This is a genomic window from Kitasatospora sp. NPDC059795, assembly GCF_042732175.1.
In the GTDB taxonomy this organism is placed as follows: domain Bacteria; phylum Actinomycetota; class Actinomycetes; order Streptomycetales; family Streptomycetaceae; genus Kitasatospora.
In genome coordinates, this window is sequence record NZ_JBHWID010000007.1 from 40664 (window position 1) to 59355 (window position 18692).

The 18692-nt window shown below is 70.8% G+C and carries 20 protein-coding genes; 6 read left to right on the top strand and 14 right to left on the bottom strand.

The genetic code is table 11. The annotated features are described in order from the left end of the window. Positions 1-186 precede the first annotated feature (186 nt). The gene (locus ACFV4P_RS16150; protein WP_073807830.1) at positions 187-828 is read left to right on the top strand and encodes a TetR family transcriptional regulator; all 642 of its coding nucleotides are present in this window, start codon (positions 187-189) and stop codon (positions 826-828) included. A 179-nt stretch (positions 829-1007) separates the two neighbouring features. Here ACFV4P_RS16150 and ACFV4P_RS16155 read toward each other — a convergent pair whose 3' ends face one another. From ACFV4P_RS16155 to ACFV4P_RS16180, 6 genes are all read right to left on the bottom strand, one after another. Beyond that, entirely contained in the window at positions 1008-1952 is a 945-nt protein-coding gene (locus ACFV4P_RS16155) for a beta-ketoacyl-ACP synthase III (protein ID WP_073807828.1), read from the bottom strand. A 96-nt stretch (positions 1953-2048) separates the two neighbouring features. Then, positions 2049-2957 (bottom strand): L,D-transpeptidase family protein, encoded by a 909-nt coding sequence (locus tag ACFV4P_RS16160; RefSeq protein WP_380471497.1) that lies wholly within the window; start codon positions 2955-2957, stop codon positions 2049-2051. Between the two features lie 201 nt (positions 2958-3158). After that, complete coding sequence (mqnE, locus tag ACFV4P_RS16165) at positions 3159-4322, bottom strand: aminofutalosine synthase MqnE (RefSeq protein WP_380471499.1); 1164 nt, start codon at positions 4320-4322, stop codon at positions 3159-3161. Between the two features lie 51 nt (positions 4323-4373). Next, positions 4374-5339, bottom strand: a complete 966-nt coding sequence (locus ACFV4P_RS16170; protein WP_380471501.1) for a threonine/serine dehydratase — start codon at positions 5337-5339, stop codon at positions 4374-4376. 51 nt (positions 5340-5390) lie between these two features. Next, positions 5391-5852: an Lrp/AsnC family transcriptional regulator gene (locus tag ACFV4P_RS16175; protein WP_030462120.1), complete on the bottom strand. Its 462-nt coding sequence runs from the start codon at positions 5850-5852 to the stop codon at positions 5391-5393. Positions 5853-5969: 117 nt separating this feature from the next. Beyond that, positions 5970-6650, bottom strand: a complete 681-nt coding sequence (locus tag ACFV4P_RS16180; protein WP_380471503.1) for a UbiX family flavin prenyltransferase — start codon at positions 6648-6650, stop codon at positions 5970-5972. Positions 6651-6734: 84 nt separating this feature from the next. On the opposite strand from ACFV4P_RS16180, the gene ACFV4P_RS16185 reads away from it, so the two are divergent. Both ACFV4P_RS16185 and ACFV4P_RS16190 read left to right on the top strand, forming a co-directional pair. After that, complete coding sequence (locus ACFV4P_RS16185) at positions 6735-7475, top strand: cyclase family protein (protein ID WP_380471505.1); 741 nt, start codon at positions 6735-6737, stop codon at positions 7473-7475. 64 nt (positions 7476-7539) lie between these two features. Then, a complete protein-coding gene (locus ACFV4P_RS16190) occupies positions 7540-8250 on the top strand; it encodes an MOSC domain-containing protein (RefSeq protein ID WP_380471507.1) in 711 nt (236 codons plus the stop codon). A 4-nt stretch (positions 8251-8254) separates the two neighbouring features. On the opposite strand, the gene ACFV4P_RS16195 is transcribed toward ACFV4P_RS16190, so the two are convergent. The 3 genes from ACFV4P_RS16195 to ACFV4P_RS16205 all read right to left on the bottom strand — a co-directional run bounded on the left by ACFV4P_RS16195 (position 8255) and on the right by ACFV4P_RS16205 (position 11077). Continuing rightward, positions 8255-8632, bottom strand: coding sequence for a VOC family protein (locus tag ACFV4P_RS16195; RefSeq protein ID WP_380471509.1), 378 nt, complete (start codon positions 8630-8632; stop codon positions 8255-8257). A gap of 85 nt (positions 8633-8717) precedes the next feature. Then, the gene (mqnP, locus tag ACFV4P_RS16200) at positions 8718-9623 is read right to left on the bottom strand and encodes a menaquinone biosynthesis prenyltransferase MqnP (protein WP_380471511.1); all 906 of its coding nucleotides are present in this window, start codon (positions 9621-9623) and stop codon (positions 8718-8720) included. Next, positions 9620-11077 carry a menaquinone biosynthesis decarboxylase gene (locus ACFV4P_RS16205; RefSeq protein WP_380471513.1) on the bottom strand — a complete coding sequence of 486 codons (1458 nt, stop codon included), beginning with the start codon at positions 11075-11077 and terminating at the stop codon, positions 9620-9622. Before ACFV4P_RS16205 ends, mqnP begins: the two co-directional genes overlap by 4 nt. A 75-nt stretch (positions 11078-11152) precedes the next feature. On the opposite strand from ACFV4P_RS16205, the gene ACFV4P_RS16210 reads away from it, so the two are divergent. The 3 genes from ACFV4P_RS16210 (at position 11153) to ACFV4P_RS16220 (ending at position 13764) form a co-directional block, all read left to right on the top strand. Beyond that, positions 11153-11557: a PLD nuclease N-terminal domain-containing protein gene (locus ACFV4P_RS16210; protein WP_380471515.1), complete on the top strand. Its 405-nt coding sequence runs from the start codon at positions 11153-11155 to the stop codon at positions 11555-11557. 351 nt (positions 11558-11908) lie between these two features. Then, positions 11909-13501 carry an acyl-CoA carboxylase subunit beta gene (locus ACFV4P_RS16215; protein ID WP_380472034.1) on the top strand — a complete coding sequence of 531 codons (1593 nt, stop codon included), beginning with the start codon at positions 11909-11911 and terminating at the stop codon, positions 13499-13501. Positions 13502-13560: 59 nt separating this feature from the next. Continuing rightward, entirely contained in the window at positions 13561-13764 is a 204-nt protein-coding gene (locus ACFV4P_RS16220; RefSeq protein WP_380471517.1) for an acyl-CoA carboxylase epsilon subunit, read from the top strand. Positions 13765-13821: 57 nt separating this feature from the next. Here ACFV4P_RS16220 and ACFV4P_RS16225 read toward each other — a convergent pair whose 3' ends face one another. From ACFV4P_RS16225 to ACFV4P_RS16245, 5 genes are all read right to left on the bottom strand, one after another. Next, the gene (locus ACFV4P_RS16225; protein WP_073807808.1) at positions 13822-14226 is read right to left on the bottom strand and encodes a hypothetical protein; all 405 of its coding nucleotides are present in this window, start codon (positions 14224-14226) and stop codon (positions 13822-13824) included. Between the two features lie 77 nt (positions 14227-14303). Beyond that, positions 14304-15428 (bottom strand): c-type cytochrome biogenesis protein CcsB, encoded by a 1125-nt coding sequence (gene ccsB / locus ACFV4P_RS16230; protein WP_380471519.1) that lies wholly within the window; start codon positions 15426-15428, stop codon positions 14304-14306. A 3-nt stretch (positions 15429-15431) separates the two neighbouring features. Next, on the bottom strand, positions 15432-17171 hold the full coding sequence (locus ACFV4P_RS16235; protein ID WP_380471521.1) for a cytochrome c biogenesis protein ResB: 1740 nt from the start codon (positions 17169-17171) through the stop codon (positions 15432-15434). 3 nt (positions 17172-17174) lie between these two features. Next, complete coding sequence (locus ACFV4P_RS16240) at positions 17175-17891, bottom strand: cytochrome c biogenesis CcdA family protein (protein ID WP_380472036.1); 717 nt, start codon at positions 17889-17891, stop codon at positions 17175-17177. A 59-nt stretch (positions 17892-17950) separates the two neighbouring features. Then, positions 17951-18547, bottom strand: coding sequence for a TlpA family protein disulfide reductase (locus ACFV4P_RS16245; RefSeq protein ID WP_380471523.1), 597 nt, complete (start codon positions 18545-18547; stop codon positions 17951-17953). Positions 18548-18692: the final 145 nt, after the last annotated feature.

Here is an 18692-nt window from a genome sequence, read left to right on the forward strand (position 1 = left end):
GCCCGGCGGCCGGCGGGCCGACGGGGCCCGCCGAACCCTCTGCGGCTGACTTGTCGTCACGCTGTGGGGTCATCAGTGCACGGGGGGGCAACAACACACGCTGAAAAGTCGTTGATTCTCCGCACGGGCGGACTAATAGTCGCACTACCGAATCGCGCCAAGATCGTGCCACGGTAAGCTGACGGCATGACAGGACAAGTTCGCACCGTCGACGGTCGCGTCGCCGGGCGGCGCGGACAGGAGACGCGGCAGAAGCTGCTCGACTGCCTCCGCGAGATGCTCAGCACGTCGCCGTACCGGGACGTCAAGGTCATCGACGTCGCCCGTATGGCGGGTACCTCCCCCGCGACCTTCTACCAGTACTTCCCGGATGTCGAGGGCGCAGTCCTTGAGATCGCCGAGGAAATGGCCGAGGACAGCGGCGGGCTCAAAGAGCTCGTCGATGGAAAGTCCTGGGCGGGAAAGACCGGCCTTGCCACTTCTGAAGAACTGGTGGACGGATTCCTCGCCTTCTGGCGCAAGAATGACGCCATTCTCCGAGTGGTCACGCTCGGTGCCGCGGAAGGGGACAAGCGGTTCTTCAAGATCCGTATGAAGGTCCTCAACTCGGTGGCCTCTCCGCTCGCCGAGGCGGTTCGCAACACCCAGGGCAAGACCGACAAGACGGTCGACGGTTCGGCCGTCGCCGGCGCCCTGGTGACGTTGCTGGCCGCGTCCGCGGAGCACTCGAAGGCGTTCACCTCGTGGGGCGTGAAGGTCAAGGACCTCAAGCCCAGCCTGGCGCTCCAGGTGTACCTCGGAGTCACCGGAAAGAAGCCGCCGAAGTAACAGACCCAGTCCAGTGGCGCCCGGCCCCGGTTCCTGTCCGGGGTGCGTCGGACGCGGCCGTGTCCTCGGGGGAGGTTCGCCGACGTACCGCGGGGCGTCAACCGCACCAGACAACGAAGCGCAGGGGCGGTCGGGAGAAGTTCTCCCGGCCGCCCCTGCGCCGTGTCCGCAGGCCCCCGTCAGGGGCAGCGCACCACCTGGCCGGCCCAGGCCAGGCCGCCGCCGAAGCCGAACAGCAGCACCGGGTCGCCGCTGTGCAGCTCGCCGCGCTCGACCAGCTTGGACAGCGCGAGCGGGATGGAGGCGGCGGAGGTGTTGCCGGATTCGATCACGTCGCGGGCGATCACCGCGTCCTCGGCCAGGCCGAGCTTCCCGGCGATCGCGTCGATGATCCGCAGGTTGGCCTGGTGGGCGACGAAGCCGCGCAGCTCGGACGGGTCGAGGCCGGCCTTCTCGCAGGCCTGGCGGGCCAGCGGGGCGACCTGGGTGGTGGCCCAGCGGAAGACGGTCTGGCCCTGCTGGCTGATGATCGGCTGCCAGCCGCTGATCACCACCGCCTCGTTCTTCTCCGGGTCGGAGCCCCACACCACGGGGCCGATGCCGGCCCGGTCGTCGGGGACGGCCTCCAGGACGGCGGCGCCCGCGCCGTCCGCGAAGATCACGCAGGTGGTGCGGTCGGTCCAGTCCACGATGTCGGACATCCGCTCGGCGCCGATCACCAGCGCGCGGGTGGCGGCGCCGGCCCGGATCGCGTGGTCGGCGGTGGCCAGCGCGTACGAGAAGCCCGAGCAGACGGTGTTCAGGTCGTAGGCGGCGGGGGTGGGGATGCCGAGCCGGGCGGCGACCGCGGCGGCGGTGTTGGGGCTGCGTTCGAGGGCGGTGCAGGTGGCGACGGCGACCAGGTCGATCTGGTCGGGGGTCACTCCCGCGCGGGCCAGGGCCTTCTGGGCGGCGCTCGTGGCGAGGTCGACCAGGGTCTCGTCCTCGGCGATGTGCCGGGCCCGGATGCCGACCCGGCTGCGGATCCACTGGTCGTCGGTGTCGACCATCGCCGAGAGATCGTCGTTGGTGAGGATCTTCGGCGGCTGGTAGTGGCCCAGCGCCACAATGCGGGAGGCGGTCATACTGCCACTCAACCGGGTTACCGGCGAGTCGGGCGGTAACGCCCTGGTACAGGATCGGGTGCCGGAAGCTGTAGGGCCCTCACAACCGGAACCGGGTCACGCCGCGAGGGATTGGGCGTCTCCCATGACGATCATCGGGTGCAGGGCCGGGTCGAGGGTCTTGATCAGCTCGACCATGTGGTCCTCGGTCAGCGAGATGCAGCCGTGGGTGGGGCCGCCGTGGTCGAGGTGCAGCCAGATGCCGCCGCCCTTGGCCGCGCCCTCCGGGAAGCGGCCGTCGAGCGGGGAGGCGCCGACCACCCGGTTGTAGTTGATCGCGACCACGTAGTCGAAGGAGCCGGCCAGCGGTTCGTTGTTGAAGCCGCGGCCGCCCATCACGAACTTGGCGTTGTGGTCGTACGGCAGCTTGGAGCCGGGGTCGGCGTCGCGGCCACCGGCGTCGGTGAGCGAGAACATGCCGATCGGGCTGCGCAGGTCGCCGGAGTGGTGGTCGGTGGTCCAGCCCTTGTAGGCGTTGTGGGCGGGCCAGGACTGGCCGGCCTGCCAGCCGCCGTCGTCGCCGCGGGTCCACAGCGTGACGGTGTTGTCCGAGGAGTCCTTGTCCTTGCCGCTGGCGACCAGCACCTGGCGGGTCTCGGCGGGGATCTTCGCCGTCCAGGAGGCGCCGAGCCCCGGTATGGCCGTGATCCGGTCCCGGGCGGAGCGGTCGGCGGCCGGGGCGTCGGTGTGCGAGTCGGCGGCCTTGACGGGGGCGGCCTCGGGCCCGCGGTCCGGGGCGGCGCTGGCGGTCTCGCCCTGGAAGTCCCGGCCCGGGCCGATGGTGAACCAGCCGGCCGTCAGGGCCAGCAGGGTCGCGGTGCCGACGGTGAGCTTGGCGGCGCGGCGGGGCTTCGGCTTGCGACGGCGACGGGACGCGGCTCGGCCCTGGGGCTGCTCGTCCTCGCTCCAGGGGGCCGGCGCGGGGGCCGGGCGGCGGTGCGAGGCGGCGCGATGGGAACCGGACATGCCGTCGATCCTCCCAGACCCGGCGGACGCGGTGGAACCCGGGCCGTGTGATGAGCCTGTGAGCGTACGGGCCCGGAGATGCTACTTCGGTGGTGAGAGGCGCTCCGGGTGGTGCACAGCTACCCCGCACGCCCCCCGGGAAACAGCCGTGCGCCCGGCGGCCGAGAACCGGCCGCCGGGCGCAGAGGGGTTGAGCGGGAGTCAGAGGCGCATGGCCTGCGGGGTCTCCCGGCGCTGCAGGTCCGGGCCGTCGTACTCGCGGATGACCTCGTAGCGGGTGTTGCGCTCGACCGGGCGGAAGCCGGCGTCCCGGATCAGGCCGAGCAGGTCGTCGCGGCCCAGCTTGTTCGGGGTGCCGAAGTTGTCCGCGTCGTGGGTGATCTTGTACTCGACCACCGAGCCGTCCATGTCGTCCGCGCCGTGGCTGAGCGCCAGCTGCGCGGTGGTGACGCCGTGCATCACCCAGAACACCTTGACGTGCGGGACGTTGTCGAACAGCAGACGGGACACCGCGAAGGTCTTCAGCGCCTCGGCGCCGGTGGCCATCTCGGTGCGGTCCATCAGGCGGTTGCGGACCTTGCCGTCCTTGGAGTCGTGGAAGTCGTGCTGGTAGCGCAGCGGGATGAAGACCTGGAACCCGCCGGTCTCGTCCTGCAGTTCACGCAGCCGCAGCACGTGGTCGACCCGGTGGCGGGGCTCCTCGATGTGGCCGTACAGCATGGTGGCCGGGGTCTTGAGACCCTTCTCGTGCGCCAGGCGGTGAATGCGCGACCAGTCCTCCCAGTGGGTCTCGTGGTCGACGATGTGCTGGCGGACCTCCCAGTCGAAGATCTCCGCGCCGCCGCCGGTCAGCGACTCCAGGCCGGCCTCGATCAGCTCGTCCAGGATCTCGCTCGCCGTCAGACCGCTGATCCGCTCGAACCAGTGGATCTCGGTCGCGGTGAACGCCTTCAGCGAGACGTTCGGCAGCGCGGCCTTCAGCTCCTTCAGCGAGCGCGGGTAGTAGCGCCACGGAAGGGTGGGGTGCAGGCCGTTGACGATGTGCAGCTCGGTGAGGGACTCCGACTCCATCGCCTTGGCGAGCCGGACGGCCTCCTCGATGCGCATCGTGTACGCGTCCTTCTCGCCCGGCTTGCGCTGGAACGAGCAGTACGCGCAGGAGGCGCTGCACACATTGGTCATGTTGAGGTGGCGGTTGACGTTGAAGTGGACGACGTCGCCGTTCTTCTGCGTCCGCACGTGGTGCGCCAAGCCGCCCAGCCAGGCCAGGTCGTCGCTCTCGTAGAGCGCGACCCCGTCCTCGCGGGTCAGCCGCTCACCGGCGTAGACCTTCGCCTCCAGCTCGCGCTTGAGCCCTGCGTCCATGCGGCGCTCCGCCTCCTCGGTCCTTCGTTTCGTTGCCAGTCGAGACTACGCCTAGACCGCCAGCAGCTCGGCCAGCAGGGCGGGCTCCACGTTCCCGCCGCTGACCACGGCCGCGAAGACCCGGCCGCCGAGCTCCTCGGCGCGGTGGAAGTACGCGGCCGCGGCGACCGCGCCGGACGGCTCGGCGACCAGCCGGCCGCGGCGGGCCAGCAGCGCGACGGTGTCCCGGATCTCCTGCTCGGAGACGGTGACGATGTCGTCCACGTACGCGGTGAGGTGCTCGAACGGGAGGACGCCGACCGACGGGGTGCGCAGGCCGTCGGCGATCGTGCGGTAGGTGTCCGCGATCGGCCAGGCGGTGCGGACGCCCTTGCGCAGGCTCTCCTGCGCGTCCGCCGCGAACTCCGGCTCCACCCCGATCACCCGCACGCCCGGGCAGGTCAGCTTGAGCGCGGCGGCCGTCCCGCCGATCAGGCCGCCGCCGGAGACCGGCACCAGCACGGTGTCCAGGTCGTCCGGGGCGTCCTCGGCGATCTCCAGGCCGACCGTGCCCTGGCCCGCCACGATGTACGGGTCGTCGTACGGCGGCACCCACACGTAGCCGTGCTCGGCGACCAGCTGCGGCGGGAGCGTGTCACGCTGCTCGGCCGGGACGACCAGCACCTCGGCGCCGAACGAGCGGGTGTTCTCGATCTTCACGGCGGGCGAGGTGTCGGGCATCACGATGACCGCCTTGATGCCGAGCCGCTGCGCCGCGTACGCCACCGCCTGGGCGTGGTTGCCGCTGGACTGCGCCACCACGCCCCGGGCGCGCTCCTCCTCGGTGAGCGCGGCCAGCCGGTTGAACGCCCCGCGTATCTTGAACGCCCCGGTCGGCTGGAGGTTCTCCGGCTTCAGCCACAGCCGGCGCCCGTCCGGCTGCTCCGCCCACGGGCAGGGCATCAGCGGGGTGCGGACCGCCACGCCGGCGATCCGGCGCTGGGCGGCGCGCAGGTCTTCCAGGTCGACCAGGGACATGCGGGACCATCCTCGGGGTTGACGGTTCGTGAGGTGACGACCCTAGTCCGCTTACTCCGCGAGGTGCAGCGGCAATTCGCTGACCCGGTTCTCCCACTTGGTGGAGAGCACCACCGTGGTCCGGGTGCGGGCCACGCCCTTGGTGCCGGACAGCCGCTTGACCACCGACTCCAGGCCCTCCACGTCCGGGACCCGGACCTTCAGCATGTACGAGTCGTCGCCCGCGATGAACCAGCAGTCCTCCACCTCCGGGAGGTCCTTCAGCCGGTGCGAGACGTCGTCGTGGTCGGCGGCGTCGGTCAGTTGAAGACCGATCAGCGCCGTCACGCCGTAGCCGAGGGTCGCCGGGTTGACCGTCGCCCGGTACCCGGTGATCACGCCCGCCTGCTCAAGGCGGTTGATCCGGTCCGTCACGCTCGGCCCGGAGAGGCCCACCAGGCGGCCCAGCTCGGCGTACGAGGCACGGCCGTTCTCACGGAGTGCCTGAATGAGCTGCCTGTCCACAGAGTCCATTGCCTGCCGTGTCCTTCCGAACCTCTCCAGAACCAAGATCATTTTCTGGAATCCAAGGCGCCGAGCGCCGATCGACCGGGGTATCCCAGAGAACATACTCTCCCGTAGCGAGGCCGCTCACTCGCCCCGGCGCGGCCCCGTTTCCGGGGAGCTTCCAGGAGTGCTGCCCGACTCTCCGAGGCTGCCCGACCAACGGCGGTACAGCCGGTGCGCCACGCCCACCGCGTCCAGCACCCGGCCCGCGACGAAGTCCACCAGCTCCTGGGCCGTGGAGCCGCCCGCGTAGAAGCCCGGCGACGCCGGCAGCACCACCGCGCCCTGTGCGTCCAGCGACACCAGGTGCTGCAGGGTGGAGCCGGTCAGCGGGGTCTCGCGCAGGCAGAGCACCAGCGGGCGGCGCTCCTTGAGCGTCACCGCGGCGGTGCGCTGGAGCAGGTCCTTGGAGAGGCCCAGCGCGATGCCGGCGGCGGCGCCGGTGGTCGCCGGGACGACCAGCATGCCCTTCGCCGGGTACGAGCCGGAGGACGGGCCCGCCGCGAAGTCCCCTGCGGACCAGTGGCGGACGTCGTCGAGCTCCTTCTCGTCGCGGCCCAGCCACTGCGCGAGATCGGCCTTCCAGTGGGCGTCCCGGAAGGAGATGCCGGTCTCGTCGAGGATGGTCAGGCGGGCGGCCCGGCTCACGATCAGGTCGACGGGCTCGCCGGCGTCGAGCAGCGCGCGGATCACGGACGCGGCGTAGGGGGTGCCACTGGCGCCGGAGACGCCGACGACCCAGGGGCGACGGGTGGTGGTGCTCATGGGGCCATTGTCGCGGGTGCGGGCGCCCCCACGTACTCCTGTCGGTCTGCTGTCGATGCTCCCACTGGGTTCAGAATGTGTGCCATGGCAGCGGAGTTGGTGGATCTGACGCATCCCGTGGTGTCCGGGATGCCGGTGTACCCCGGGGATCCCGGGGTGGAGTTGCGGGCGGCGTTGACGGCGGAGGTGGAGGGGGTGAATGTGCTGGCGGTGCATCTGGGGTCGCAGACGGGGACGCATGTGGATGCGCCGTACCACCTGGACGTGCGGTGGCCGACGTTGGACGGGTTGCCGTTGGAGTTGTTCACGGGGCCCGCGGTGGTGGTGGATCTGCGGGGGCTGCCGGCCCGGGGCGAGGTGACGGCGGGGCACCTGGCGGAGGCGCTCGCGGCGTCGGGGCCGGGGACGGTGCTGCTGTTGGCGACGGGGTGGCCCAAGTACTGGGGCACGGACCGGTACTTCGCGCATCCGTACCTGTCGGAGGAGGCGGCGGCGGCCATCGTCGCGGCCGGCGTGCGCACCGTCGGAGTGGATGCGCTGTCGGTGGACCCGACGCCGGATCCGGGCCCGTCGGATCCCGAAGTGGCGAGCCTGATCGCCGAGTTGAAGGACGAGCACGATCCGGAGCCGGAGTTGCCGTTGCTGGCGGCACACCGGGTGCTGCTGGGGCCGGAGGGCGGTGGGGTGATCGCGGAGAACCTGACGGACCTGTCGTTGCTGCTGGAGGCGCAGGCGGCGGGGGTGCCGGTGGAGGTGTCGCTGTTCCCGATGCGGTTGACGGCGGCGGACGGGGCGCCGGTGCGGGCAGTGGCGCGGATCGGCTGAACGGGCCTTCCCCGCCCGGGACTTGGTCTAGACCATCGGGTCGGGGCGGCGCTAGGCTCGCGCCATGCCTCAGATCGTCGGTGTGGTCGAGCGCTTGTGGCGCTACCCCGTGAAGTCCACGGGCGGCGAGTTGCTCGACTCCGTCGAGGTGGACGACCGCGGCCTGGTCGGCGACCGGCTGTACGCGGTGCGCGACGGCGCCGGGAAGTTCGGGTCGGGGAAGAACACCCGCCGGTTCCGCCGGATGGACGGCCTGCTGCGGCTCAGCTCGCGGCTGGGCAGCCGGATCGACGGCCCGGAGCTGTTCGACCCGCTGGGGATGCCGGTGCCGGACCCGGACGCGTTCCTGCGCGCCTACCTGGAGCAGGAGGACGTCGGACTGGCCCGCGAGGACGCGGTGTCGCACTTCGACGAGCTGCCGGTGAGCGTGCTGACCACCGCGACCCTGGACTGGGTGGCCGAGGCGGTGCCGTCCGCGGTGGTGGACGAGCGCCGGTTCCGGCCGAACGTGCTGCTGCGGACCCCGCCCGGGACGCCGCCGTTCACCGAGGACAACTGGTACGGCCGGGAGGGCCGGGTGAAGGGCGGGGCACGGCTGGCGTTCGTCCGGGCCAGCGTGCGGTGCGTGATGGTCGGGGCGGCGCAGCCCGGGCTGCCGCACGCGCCGGAGATCCTGAAGACCGTCGCGCACGAGCGGGACGGCGAGCTCGGCGCGCTGGCCTCCGTCGCCCGGCCCGGTCGGCTGCGGGTCGGGGACGTGCTGACGCTGGCCTGAGCGGTCAGGCGGCGTGGCGCGGGATCAGGCAGAACGGGTGCCCGGCCGGGTCGACGAACACCGTCCAGCCCTGCTCCCGGTCCTTGACCTCGGCACCGAGTTCCACCACTCGCTGCTCCACTGCGGAGACGTCCTCGACCTCGATGTCCAGGTGCAGCTGCTGCGGGTGGCCCGGGTCGGGCCAGATCGGCGGGCGGTAGTCCTCGACGCGCTGGAAACCGAGCACCTGGCCGTTCGGCAGGTGGACGGTGGACCACTCCTCGTCGAGCGACCAGCGCGGGTCGGGCCGGTCGACCTCACCGCCGAGCAGAGCGGCGTAGAAGTGCGCCAGGCCCGCCGGGTAGTGGCAGTCCAGCACCACGCACTGCAGTGTGCCGATCATCGCGCTCCCTGTCCGAATCTCGTCGGGCCCCTCGTTCCAGCATGGCGCATCCCGCTGCCGGGCTGCAGCGGCGAGCGCGCACCCCTTACACCGTGAGACCCCGGGCGATCAGGTCGATCAGGGCGAAGGCGAAGAGCGAGATGCCGACGAAGCCGTTGGTGGAGAAGAACGCCCGGTTGAGGCGCGAGAGGTCGTGCGGCTTGACGATGGTGTGCTCGTAGACGAACGCGCCGGCGACGACGGCGAGGCCGCACCAGAAGAAGGCGCCGGCGTGGGTGAGGACGGCGTACCAGACGAGCAGGGCGGTGGTGAGGGCGTGGCAGACGCGGGCGCCGGTGATCGCGGCGGGGATGCCGAACTTCGCCGGTACGGAGCGGACGCCCATGCCGCGGTCGGCGGCGACGTCCTGGCAGGCGTAGATGAGGTCGAAGCCGCCGATCCAGATGCCGACGGCGAGGCCGAGGACGGCGGCCTCCCAGGACCAGGTGCCGGTGACGGCGAGCCAGGCGCCGACGGGGCCGATGGCCTGGGCGAGGCCGAGGATGGCCTGCGGGAAGTCGGTGAACCGCTTGCCGTAGGGGTAGACGACCATCGGGATCACGGCGACGGGGGCCAGCACCAGGCAGAGGGTGTTGAGCAGGGCCGCGGAGCCGAGGAAGACCGCGAGGGCGATGGCGGAGCCGATGTACGCGGTGCGGACCGAGACGGCGCCGGTGACGAGTTCGCGATTGGCGGTGCGCGGGTTCCGGGCGTCGATCTCGCGGTCGATGATCCGGTTGGCGGCCATCGCGAAGGTGCGCAGGCCGACCATGCAGACGGTGACCAGCAGCAGCTGGCCCCAGTGCACGGACCTGTCGGCGAGGAACATCGCGGTGAGGGCGGCGATGTAGGCGAACGGCAGGGCGAAGATCGAGTGCTCGATCATGACCAGGCGCAGGAAGGCCCGGGTCCTGCTCTGCGGAGCCTCGAAGGCGGCAGCGGTGGTGGTCACAGCCCGTATTCCTTCCAGCGACGGGTGACCCGGGCGGCGGTCGCCGGGTCGGAGGCGACCATCTCGGGCCAGCCGCCGTCGCGGGTGTAGCCCTCCTCGGGGAGTTTGCGGGTGGCGTCGATGCCGGCCTTGCCGCCCCAGAACTGCTGGTAGGAGGCGTGGTCGAGGTGGTCGACGGGGCCTTCGACGACGGACAGGTCGCGGCTGTAGTCGACGTTGCCGAGGGCCCGCCAGGCGACTTCCTGGTAGTCGTGGACGTCGCAGTCGGCGTCCACCACGATGATCAGCTTGGTCAGCGACATCATGTGGGCGCCCCAGATGGCGTGCATGACCTTCTGGGCGTGCTTGGGGTACTTCTTGTCGATCGAGACGATCACGCAGTTGTGAAAGCCGCCGGCCTCGGGCAGGTCGTAGTCGACGATGTCCGGGATGATCACCTTGAGCAGCGGCAGGAAGAAGCGCTCGGTGAACTTGCCGAGCGGCCCGTCCTCGGTGGGCGGCCGGCCGACCACGATGGACTGCAGCAGCGGGCGGCGGCGCATGGTGACGCAGTCGATGGTGAGGGCCGGGAACGGCTCCTGCGGCGTGTAGAAGCCGGTGTGGTCGCCGAACGGGCCCTCGGGGAGCATCTCGCCGGGCTCCAGCCAGCCTTCGAGGACGACCTCGGCGTCGGCGGGGACCTGCAGCGGGACGGTCTTGCAGTCGACCATGCGGACCCGCTCGCCGGCGACGAAGCCGGCGAACAGGTACTCGTCGATGTCGCCGGGCAGCGGTGCGGTGGCGGCGTAGGTGACGGCGGGCGGGCAGCCGAAGGCGATCGCGACGGGGAGCTTCTCGCCGCGCTTGGCGGCGACCGCGGCGTGGTTGCGGCTGTCCTTGTGGATCTGCCAGTGCATGCCGATGGTGCGCCTGTCGTGCCGCTGCAACCGGTACAGGCCGAGGTTGCGGATGCCCGAGTCCGGGTCCTTGGTGTGGGTCAGGCCGAGGTTGAAGAAGGAGCCGCCGTCCTGCGGCCAGGTGAAGAGGGCGGGCAGCTGCTCCAGGTCGACGTCCTCGCCGGTGAGCACGACCTCGTGCACCGGGGCGTCGCCGGACTTCACGTTCTTCGGCGGGACGTGCGCCATCGAGGCGAGCTTGCCGAAGGCCTCGCGGAAGCCGGTGAAGCCGTGCGGCAGCTCGGGCTTGAGCAGGCCGCCGATCTTCTCGGCGATGTCGTCGGGGGACTTCAGGCCGAGGGCCTTGGAGAGCCGGCGCTCGGTCCCGAAGACGTTCATGGCCAGCGGCATCGCCGAGCCCTTGACGTTCTCGAAGAGCAGCGCGGGGCCCTTGGCCTTCTGCACCCGGTCGACGATCTCGCCGACCTCCAGATAGGGGTCGACCTCCACCTTGATCCGCTTCAGGTCGCCCTCCCGTTCCAGGGCCCGGAGGAAGGAACGGAGATCGTCGTATGCCATACCTGTCAGTATCCGATACGGGCTAACCTGAGCCCGCCAAGGGTCCTGTTCGAACGTAGTTCGGAGTTCTGCGCTGTGCTTCTGCGAGTCGCCCCCACGGTCGTACTGCTGGCTCTGTGGGTGTGGGCGTTCATCGACTGCCTGACCACCCCGGAGGACGAGATCCGCCACCTGCCGAAGGTGGTGTGGGTGATCATCGTGCTGCTGTTTCCGCTGGTCGGGTCGATCGCCTGGCTGGTGGCCGGAAAGCGCCGGGCCCGCCGCCGCCAGGTGCCGTGGCCGTCCGGTCCGACGGCCGGGTACCCGGAGTACGAGCGGCCGCGGCCGCTCGCGCCGGACGACGACCCGGAGTTCCTGGCCTCGCTGAAGCGCGGCAATCAGCAGCACGAGGACATGCTCAAGCAGTGGGAGGCGGACCTGCGCCGCCGCGAGGAGGATCTGCGCCGGGGCGAGCGCCCGGAGGAGGATCCGAAGGGCTGATCCCGCCTTTTGGCGCATCCCTACCATCCGGACGTTCTCCGGTTCTGTTCCAGTCGGCCGCCGGCCTTCGCGCGCCCCTTCCGGAGGGCCGCGTTCCGGCGGCCTTCGCATGCCCCGAATCTTGCCGCTGACCTGCCAATTCACCTGCCGCGACGATCCCGGTGGGGGGTATCCCCGGGTACCCGTCGGAAGCGACCCGGCAGTAGCCCCGCGCGCCCCCTTCTGTGCGCCCTCTACAGCGATCGGGTCCCGACCTTGTACGGAATGGACGCCGAAACGCAGGCGCACTGGCTCGTACTGTCGTAGCAGAAGAGGTGTTCGCTGGCTCAGGTGACCTTGGAGAGGTTCGAGATGACGGTCCTGCACGACGCGCCGGTCGGCGGCGAGGCTCCGGCCGATGCCCGTAGCCGGGTCGCCGAACTTCACGAGCTGCGCGAGCAGGTCCGCCGGGGTCCGAGCGAGAAGGCCACCGAGGCCCAGCACGCCAAGGGCAAGCTGACCGCCCGCGAGCGGATCGACCTGCTGCTGGACGAGGGCTCCTTCCACGAGGTCGAGCCGCTGCGCCGGCACCGCGCCCAGGGCTTCGGCCTGGAGGCGAAGAAGCCCCACACCGACGGCGTGGTCGTCGGCTGGGGCACCGTCCACGGCCGCACCGTCTTCACCTACGCCCACGACTTCCGGATCTTCGGCGGCGCGCTGGGCGAGGCCCACGCGCAGAAGATCCACAAGATCATGGACATGGCCATCGCGGCCGGCGCCCCGCTGGTGTCGCTGAACGACGGCGCCGGCGCCCGCATCCAGGAGGGCGTCACCGCGCTGGCCGGCTACGGCGGCATCTTCCAGCGCAACACCCGCGCCTCGGGCGTCATCCCGCAGATCTCCGTGATGCTCGGCCCGTGCGCCGGTGGCGCGGCGTACTCGCCCGCGCTGACCGACTTCGTGTTCATGGTCCGCGAGACCTCGCAGATGTTCATCACCGGCCCCGACGTGGTGCAGGCCGTCACCGGCGAGAAGATCACCCAGAACGGCCTCGGCGGCGCCGACGTCCACTCCTCCGTCTCGGGCGTCTCGCACTTCGTCTACGACGACGAGCAGTCCTGCATCGAGGAGGTCCGCTACCTGCTGTCCCTCCTCCCGCAGAACAACCGCGAGATGCCGCCGGTGGTCGCCAACGACGACCCGGTCGAGCGCCGCAACGACTCGCTGCTCGACCTCGTCCCCGCCGACGGCAACCGCCCGTACGACATGCGCAAGGTCATCGAGGAGATCGTCGACCACGGCGAGTACCTGGAGGTCCACGAGCGCTGGGCCACCAACGTGATCTGCGCGCTGGCCCGGGTGGACGGCCACGTGGTCGGCATCATCGCCAACCAGCCGCAGTCGCTGGCCGGCGTGCTGGACATCAACGCCTCCGAGAAGTCCGCGCGCTTCGTGCAGATGTGCGACGCGTTCAACATCCCGCTGGTCACCATGCTGGACGTGCCGGGCTTCCTGCCCGGCGTGGACCAGGAGCACGACGGCATCATCCGCCACGGCGCGAAGCTGCTGTACGCGTACTGCAACGCCACCGTCCCGCGCATCCAGCTGATCCTGCGCAAGGCGTACGGCGGCGCGTACATCGTGATGGACTCCCGCTCCATCGGCGCGGACCTGTCCTTCGCCTGGCCGACCAACGAGATCGCCGTGATGGGCGCCGAGGGCGCCGCGAACGTGATCTTCCGCCGCGACATCAACGGGGCCGACGACCCCGAGGCGATGCGCGCGCAGAAGATCAAGGAGTACAAGAGCGAGCTGATGCACCCGTACTACGCGGCCGAGCGCGGCCTCGTGGACGACGTCATCGACCCGGCCGAGACCCGCGCCGTGCTGGCCTCCTCGCTGGCCATGCTGCGCACCAAGCACGCCGATCTGCCGAGCCGCAAGCACGGCAACCCGCCGATGTAACCGGTGCGACGCGCCCGCCGCCACCGTTCAGCTGCCAGCCTGGGGGAGAAACAGGAACCATGAACGAACCTCTCGTCCGTATCGTCCGCGGCTCGCTGTCCGCCGAGGAGCTCGCCGCCCTGACCGCCGTGCTCGCCGCCCGCGCCGCGCAGGCGGCGACGGTCGCCACCGCCAACCAGGCGGTCGAGCCGATCGCCACCTGGTCCCGGCTGGAGCGCCGCCCGGCGTACTTCTCCCCGGTCAGCTGGCAGCAGGCCGCGTAACGACACCAGGGGCTCCGGAGGCGATCGCCTCCGGAGCCCCTGGTGTTTTGGCTGCTGCTACGCCGCGACGAGCGCCGCAGGGCGGCCGGCGTGCATGGTGGTGAGGTTGGCCGCCAGTCGCAGCGGGTCCTGGGCCAGCCAGAGCCGCACGGCGGCCCCGAGCATGACGCAGGACGAGCCGAGGCGGACGCCCGTGGAGTGGGCGATCCGCGCGGCGGCGATGGTGAGCAGGTCGGCGAGCTCGGTGGGGAGCCACACCGTGAGCGCGCAGGGCGCCGGGGTGGCGAGTGCGGCGAGCAGCCGGTGGGCGTCCGCCGGGCAGTGCAGCGTGGGCAGAACGTCCAGCAGGCCGTCGGCGACGACCTCGGAGACATCGCTGTGGTGGCCCTGGGCGAGCCGTCGCAGCAGCGCACGTTCCGCTGCGGTGATTCGGACGGTCATGATGACCTCGTCGCACTCCATGGTGCGGCCCTCCTCGCGGCTTGTGGTTCTCGGGGGTGAGTCGGTCGACTCGGGGTTGACTTCGGTGTGGCGGGACGTCAGACGCCGGCGTAGGAGTGCTTGCCGGTGATGAAGATGTTGACGCCGTAGAAGTTGAACAGCCAGCAGGCGAAGGCGAGCAGGGCCAGGTAGGCGGCCTTGCGACCGCGCCAGCCGGCGGTGGCCCGGGCGTGCAGGTAGGCGGCGTAGGCGACCCAGGTGATGAACGACCAGGTCTCCTTCGGGTCCCACTCCCAGTACTTGCCCCAGGCGGCCTCGGCCCAGATCGCGCCCGCGATGATGGTGAACGTCCACAGCGGGAAGACCAGGGCGTTGATCCGGTAGGACAGCTTGTCCAGCGTGCTGGACGCGGGCAGGCGGTCCATCAGGTTGGACGCGCGGACGGTCAGGCCGGCCGCGATCCGGTGCTCGTAGCGGTCCTTGATCAGGTACGTGCCGGTGGCGACGAACGCCGCGAAGAACGCGCCGCCGCAGATCGTCGCGGTGGAGACGTGAATGCCCAGCCAGTACGAGTGCAGCGCCGGGACGAGCTGCTCGGAGTCGGTGTACAGCATGCTGACGGCGACGCCGAGGATCAGCAGGACGGCGATCACCACGGGCAGGCCGAGCCAGCGCACGTTCTTCTTGGTGGCGAGCAGGACGACGTACGAGCCGACCATCATCAGCGCGAAGGCGACGGAGAACTCGTACATGTTGCCCCACGGCCAGCGCATCACCGACAGGCCGCGGGTGAGCACGCTGCCGGCGTGCAGCAGCAGGCCGAGCACGGTCAGCGAGACCGCGATCCGGCCGGCCATGTCGGCCTTCTCGCTGGTGCCGGCCGGGCCGGGGCCGTCGGCCGGGGCGCCGTCGTCGCCGCGGCCGCTGGTCACCGTGGTGGCGCCGGCATCGGCCAGCGCGGTGCGGGTCAGCGTGGTGGTGCCGCCGCTCTGCGAGGCCACCGTGACGCTGACCTTGCGCACGCCCTTGGCCGCGTCCGCGGAGTCGCTGACCGCCTCCGCGAGGGTGGCCTGCTGCCGGGAGCGGACGGCGACGCCGCCCTTGGCACCGAACGTCCACTCGAACATCTGGGCGAACATGGCCAGGGTGTAGACGGTCATCGCCGAATAGATCAGATTGTTGGAGATATCGGCCAACTGGGTGTTGACCTGCGCGAGCAGCACCGTCTACTCCTTGGTTTCCGGGGCGGTGGGGGCGGCTGCGGCCGGGGAGTCGGCGGCTGCCGGTGCGTCTTCGGTGTCGGTCTCGGAGGGCTCGTCGACGGCCGGGGCGTCGTCCTGCAGCTCGACGGCGAGCTCGGCGAGCTCCTCGGCGGTGCGGGCGGACTCGCTGCGGCTCAGGCCGGCCACCTCGACCAGGGTGCGGCCGTCGGGACCGGCGACGGCCCGGACCCAGATCCGGCGGCGCTGGACGAACAGCGAGCCGATCAGGCCGAGGATCGCGGCGATCCCGCCGACCAGCGCGATCGAGTTGCCGGGGCGGTGCGAGATGCTGAACGTGGCCCACTGCTGGTAGCCGTCGAAGGAGAGGGTGCCGTAGCCGTCAGGCAGCTCCCAGGTCTGGCCGACGCCGAGGCGGGCCTTGGCGATCTTGTCGCCCTCCTTCAGCTGGGTCATCGCCTTGTCGTCCAGCTGGTACACGTTCTGCGGCAGGCCGCTGTCGGTGCGCAGGTCGCCGACGTAGGCGGTGAGCACCAGCTGCGGGTCGGCGGGGGCCGGGAACAGCGAGATCGGGCCGGTGCGGTCGAAGTTCGGCGCCGCGGTGGGCAGGAAGAAGCCCTGGAACGCCAGCTGCGTCTTGTTGCCGTTGGCGTCGGTGCCGTAGTCGTTGACCTTGATCACGCCGGGCGAGGTCATGTTGGCGTCGCGCGGCAGGAACGCCGTCGGACCGCGGTAGACCATCTCGCCCTTGGCGTTCTTGACCGTCACCACCGGGGCGTAGCCGTGGCCGATCAGGAAGACCTTGGAACCGTCGATCTCCAGCGGGTGGTTGACCTCGATGGTCGACTTCTTCAGCTTGGTCGCGTCGTCGCCGACCCAGTAGCGGACGTTCGCGGTGAACTGCCGGGCGGTGCCGGTCTGCGGGCCGTCCGCCTGGTACTTGGCGGTGAAGCCGTCCAGCTTGAAGCCGAAGGCGTCCAGGTCGTTCACGCCGTAGAACGGCGAGCCGGTGAAGTCGTCGATCTGGGTGGTGGTGTTGGAGTAGCCCTGGCCCTCCAGCACGAGCTTGTTGGCGGTGCCGGAGGCCAGGCCGGCCCAGGCGACGCCGATCAGCAGCGCGAACAGCGAGAAGTGGAAGAGCAGGTTGCCGACCTCACGCAGGTAGCCCTTCTCGGCGGCGACCGAGCCGCCGTTGGCGGCGACCCGGAAACGGCGCTTCTTCAGCAGCGCATGGGCGGCGGCGTTCACGGTGTCTGCGTCGGCATCGGTCTGCCAGGCCGCGTAGACCGGCATCCGGGTCAGGTTGCGCGGGGCCGCCGGGGGCTGCGCCCGCAGCACGCCGACGAACTGCCAGGTGCGCGGCACGATGCAGCCGGCCAGCGAAATGAACAGCAGGATGTAGATCGCGCCGAACCAGAACGAGCTGTAGACGTCGAACATCTGGAGCTTCTCGAACAGCGGGACGAGGCCCTTGTGGGACTCCTTCCACGCCGCGACCTTCATCGGGTTCTGGCCCTCCTGCGGGACCAGCGAGCCGGGGATGGCCGCCACCGACAGCAGGAAGAGCAGCAGCAGGGCGACCCGCATCGAGGTGAGCTGCCGCCAGAACCAGCGCAGCCAGCCGACGAAACCTATGCCGACCGGGACGTCGGCGTCCTCGGCGGGCGCGGTGCTGAGCCGTTCGACGTCGGCGGCGTCCGGGTCCGCGGCGTCGGCCGGCTGGGGGCTGGTCTTGGTGTCGCTCACGGGTCAGATTCCGATCGAGAAGTTCTGGGTGAGGTACTGGAGCTGGTTGACCAGTGCGTCCCACGCCCCCGTCACCAGGGCCAGGCCGACGGCGACGAGCATGCCGCCACCGACCCGCATCACCCACTGGTAGTGCCGCTTGACCCAGCCGAAGGCACCCAGCGCCTTGCGGAAGGCCAGCGCGGCCAGGACGAACGGTACGCCGAGGCCGAAGCAGTAGGCCGTCATCAGCAGTGCGCCGCGCCCGGCGCTGGCCTGGTTGAGGGCCAGCGACTGGATCGCCGCCAGGGTCGGGCCGATGCACGGCGTCCAGCCCACGCCGAACACCACGCCGAGCAGCGGGGCGCCGGCCAGGCCGATCGCCGGGCGGCGGTGGCTGCGTACCTCGCGCATGGTGAAGCCGGGCAGCAGGCCCATGAAGGCCAGGCCCATCAGCACGGTGAGCACGCCCATCACGATCGAGATGGGCCGCCGGTACTCCAGCAGGGTCTCTCCGAACGAGCCGAACAGGGCGCCGCCGGTGATGAAGACAGCGGCGAAGCCGAGCACGAACAGCCCGGAGCCGGCCAGCATCCGGCCGCGGCGGCCGCCGCGGGCGTCGGAGAGGTCGGCGGCGGAGAAGCCGGTGACGTAGCTGAGGTAGCCGGGGACCAGCGGCAGCACGCACGGCGAGAAGAAGGAGAGCAGGCCGGCCGCCAGCGCGATCGGCAGGGCGAGCATCAGCGCGCCGCTGCCCACGGTGTCGTTGTAGCCGACCCCGGCAGCCGCCAGGGCGGCGCTCACTTGGACTCCGCGAGGATCGGTTCGATCATCTTGTCGAGGTCCTCGGTGGACATCGCGCGCATGGCGCGGGCGGCCAGCTTGCCGTCCTTGTCGATCACGATGGTGGTCGGGATGGACTGCGGGTTGAGGCTGCCCTTGGGGAACTTGAGGATCTGGGTGCCGTCCGGGTCGTAGATGGACGGGTAGGTCACCCCGAAGTTCTTCTCGAACGCGATGGCGTTGGCGGGGTCGGTGTCCCGGGTGTTGATGCCGAGGAACTGCACCTGGTCCGCGTACTTCTGGGAGCTCTCCTGCAGGCCCTTGGCCTCGGCGCGGCAGGGACTGCACCAGGAGCCCCAGATGTTGAGGACGACCACCTTGCCGTGGTAGTCGGAGAGCTTGATGGCGCCGGCGCCGTCCAGCCCGGTGCCGGTGATGTCCGGGGCGGCCACCCGGTGGCCGGCGGCGGCGGTGTCGATGCCGCCCTTGCCGGTGATGAAGCCCACCGAGCCGTCGCCGCTGGAACCGGAGCTGGAGCACCCGGCGAGGGCCAGGGCGGTGGCCGCGCCGAGGGCGGCGGTGAGGCGGGTGCGGCGGGTGGGCGTCCAAGACATGTGAAAAGTTTCGCATGGCTCTTCGGCCCGTTTTCGGGGGGTGGGGGCGGGGGGGGGGGGCCCCCCCCCCCCCGCCGGAAGACCACGAGGTGTGATGGTTTATTGGGGGGTACGGCCGCCGGCGGGGTTTGGCCCGGGGGGGCCC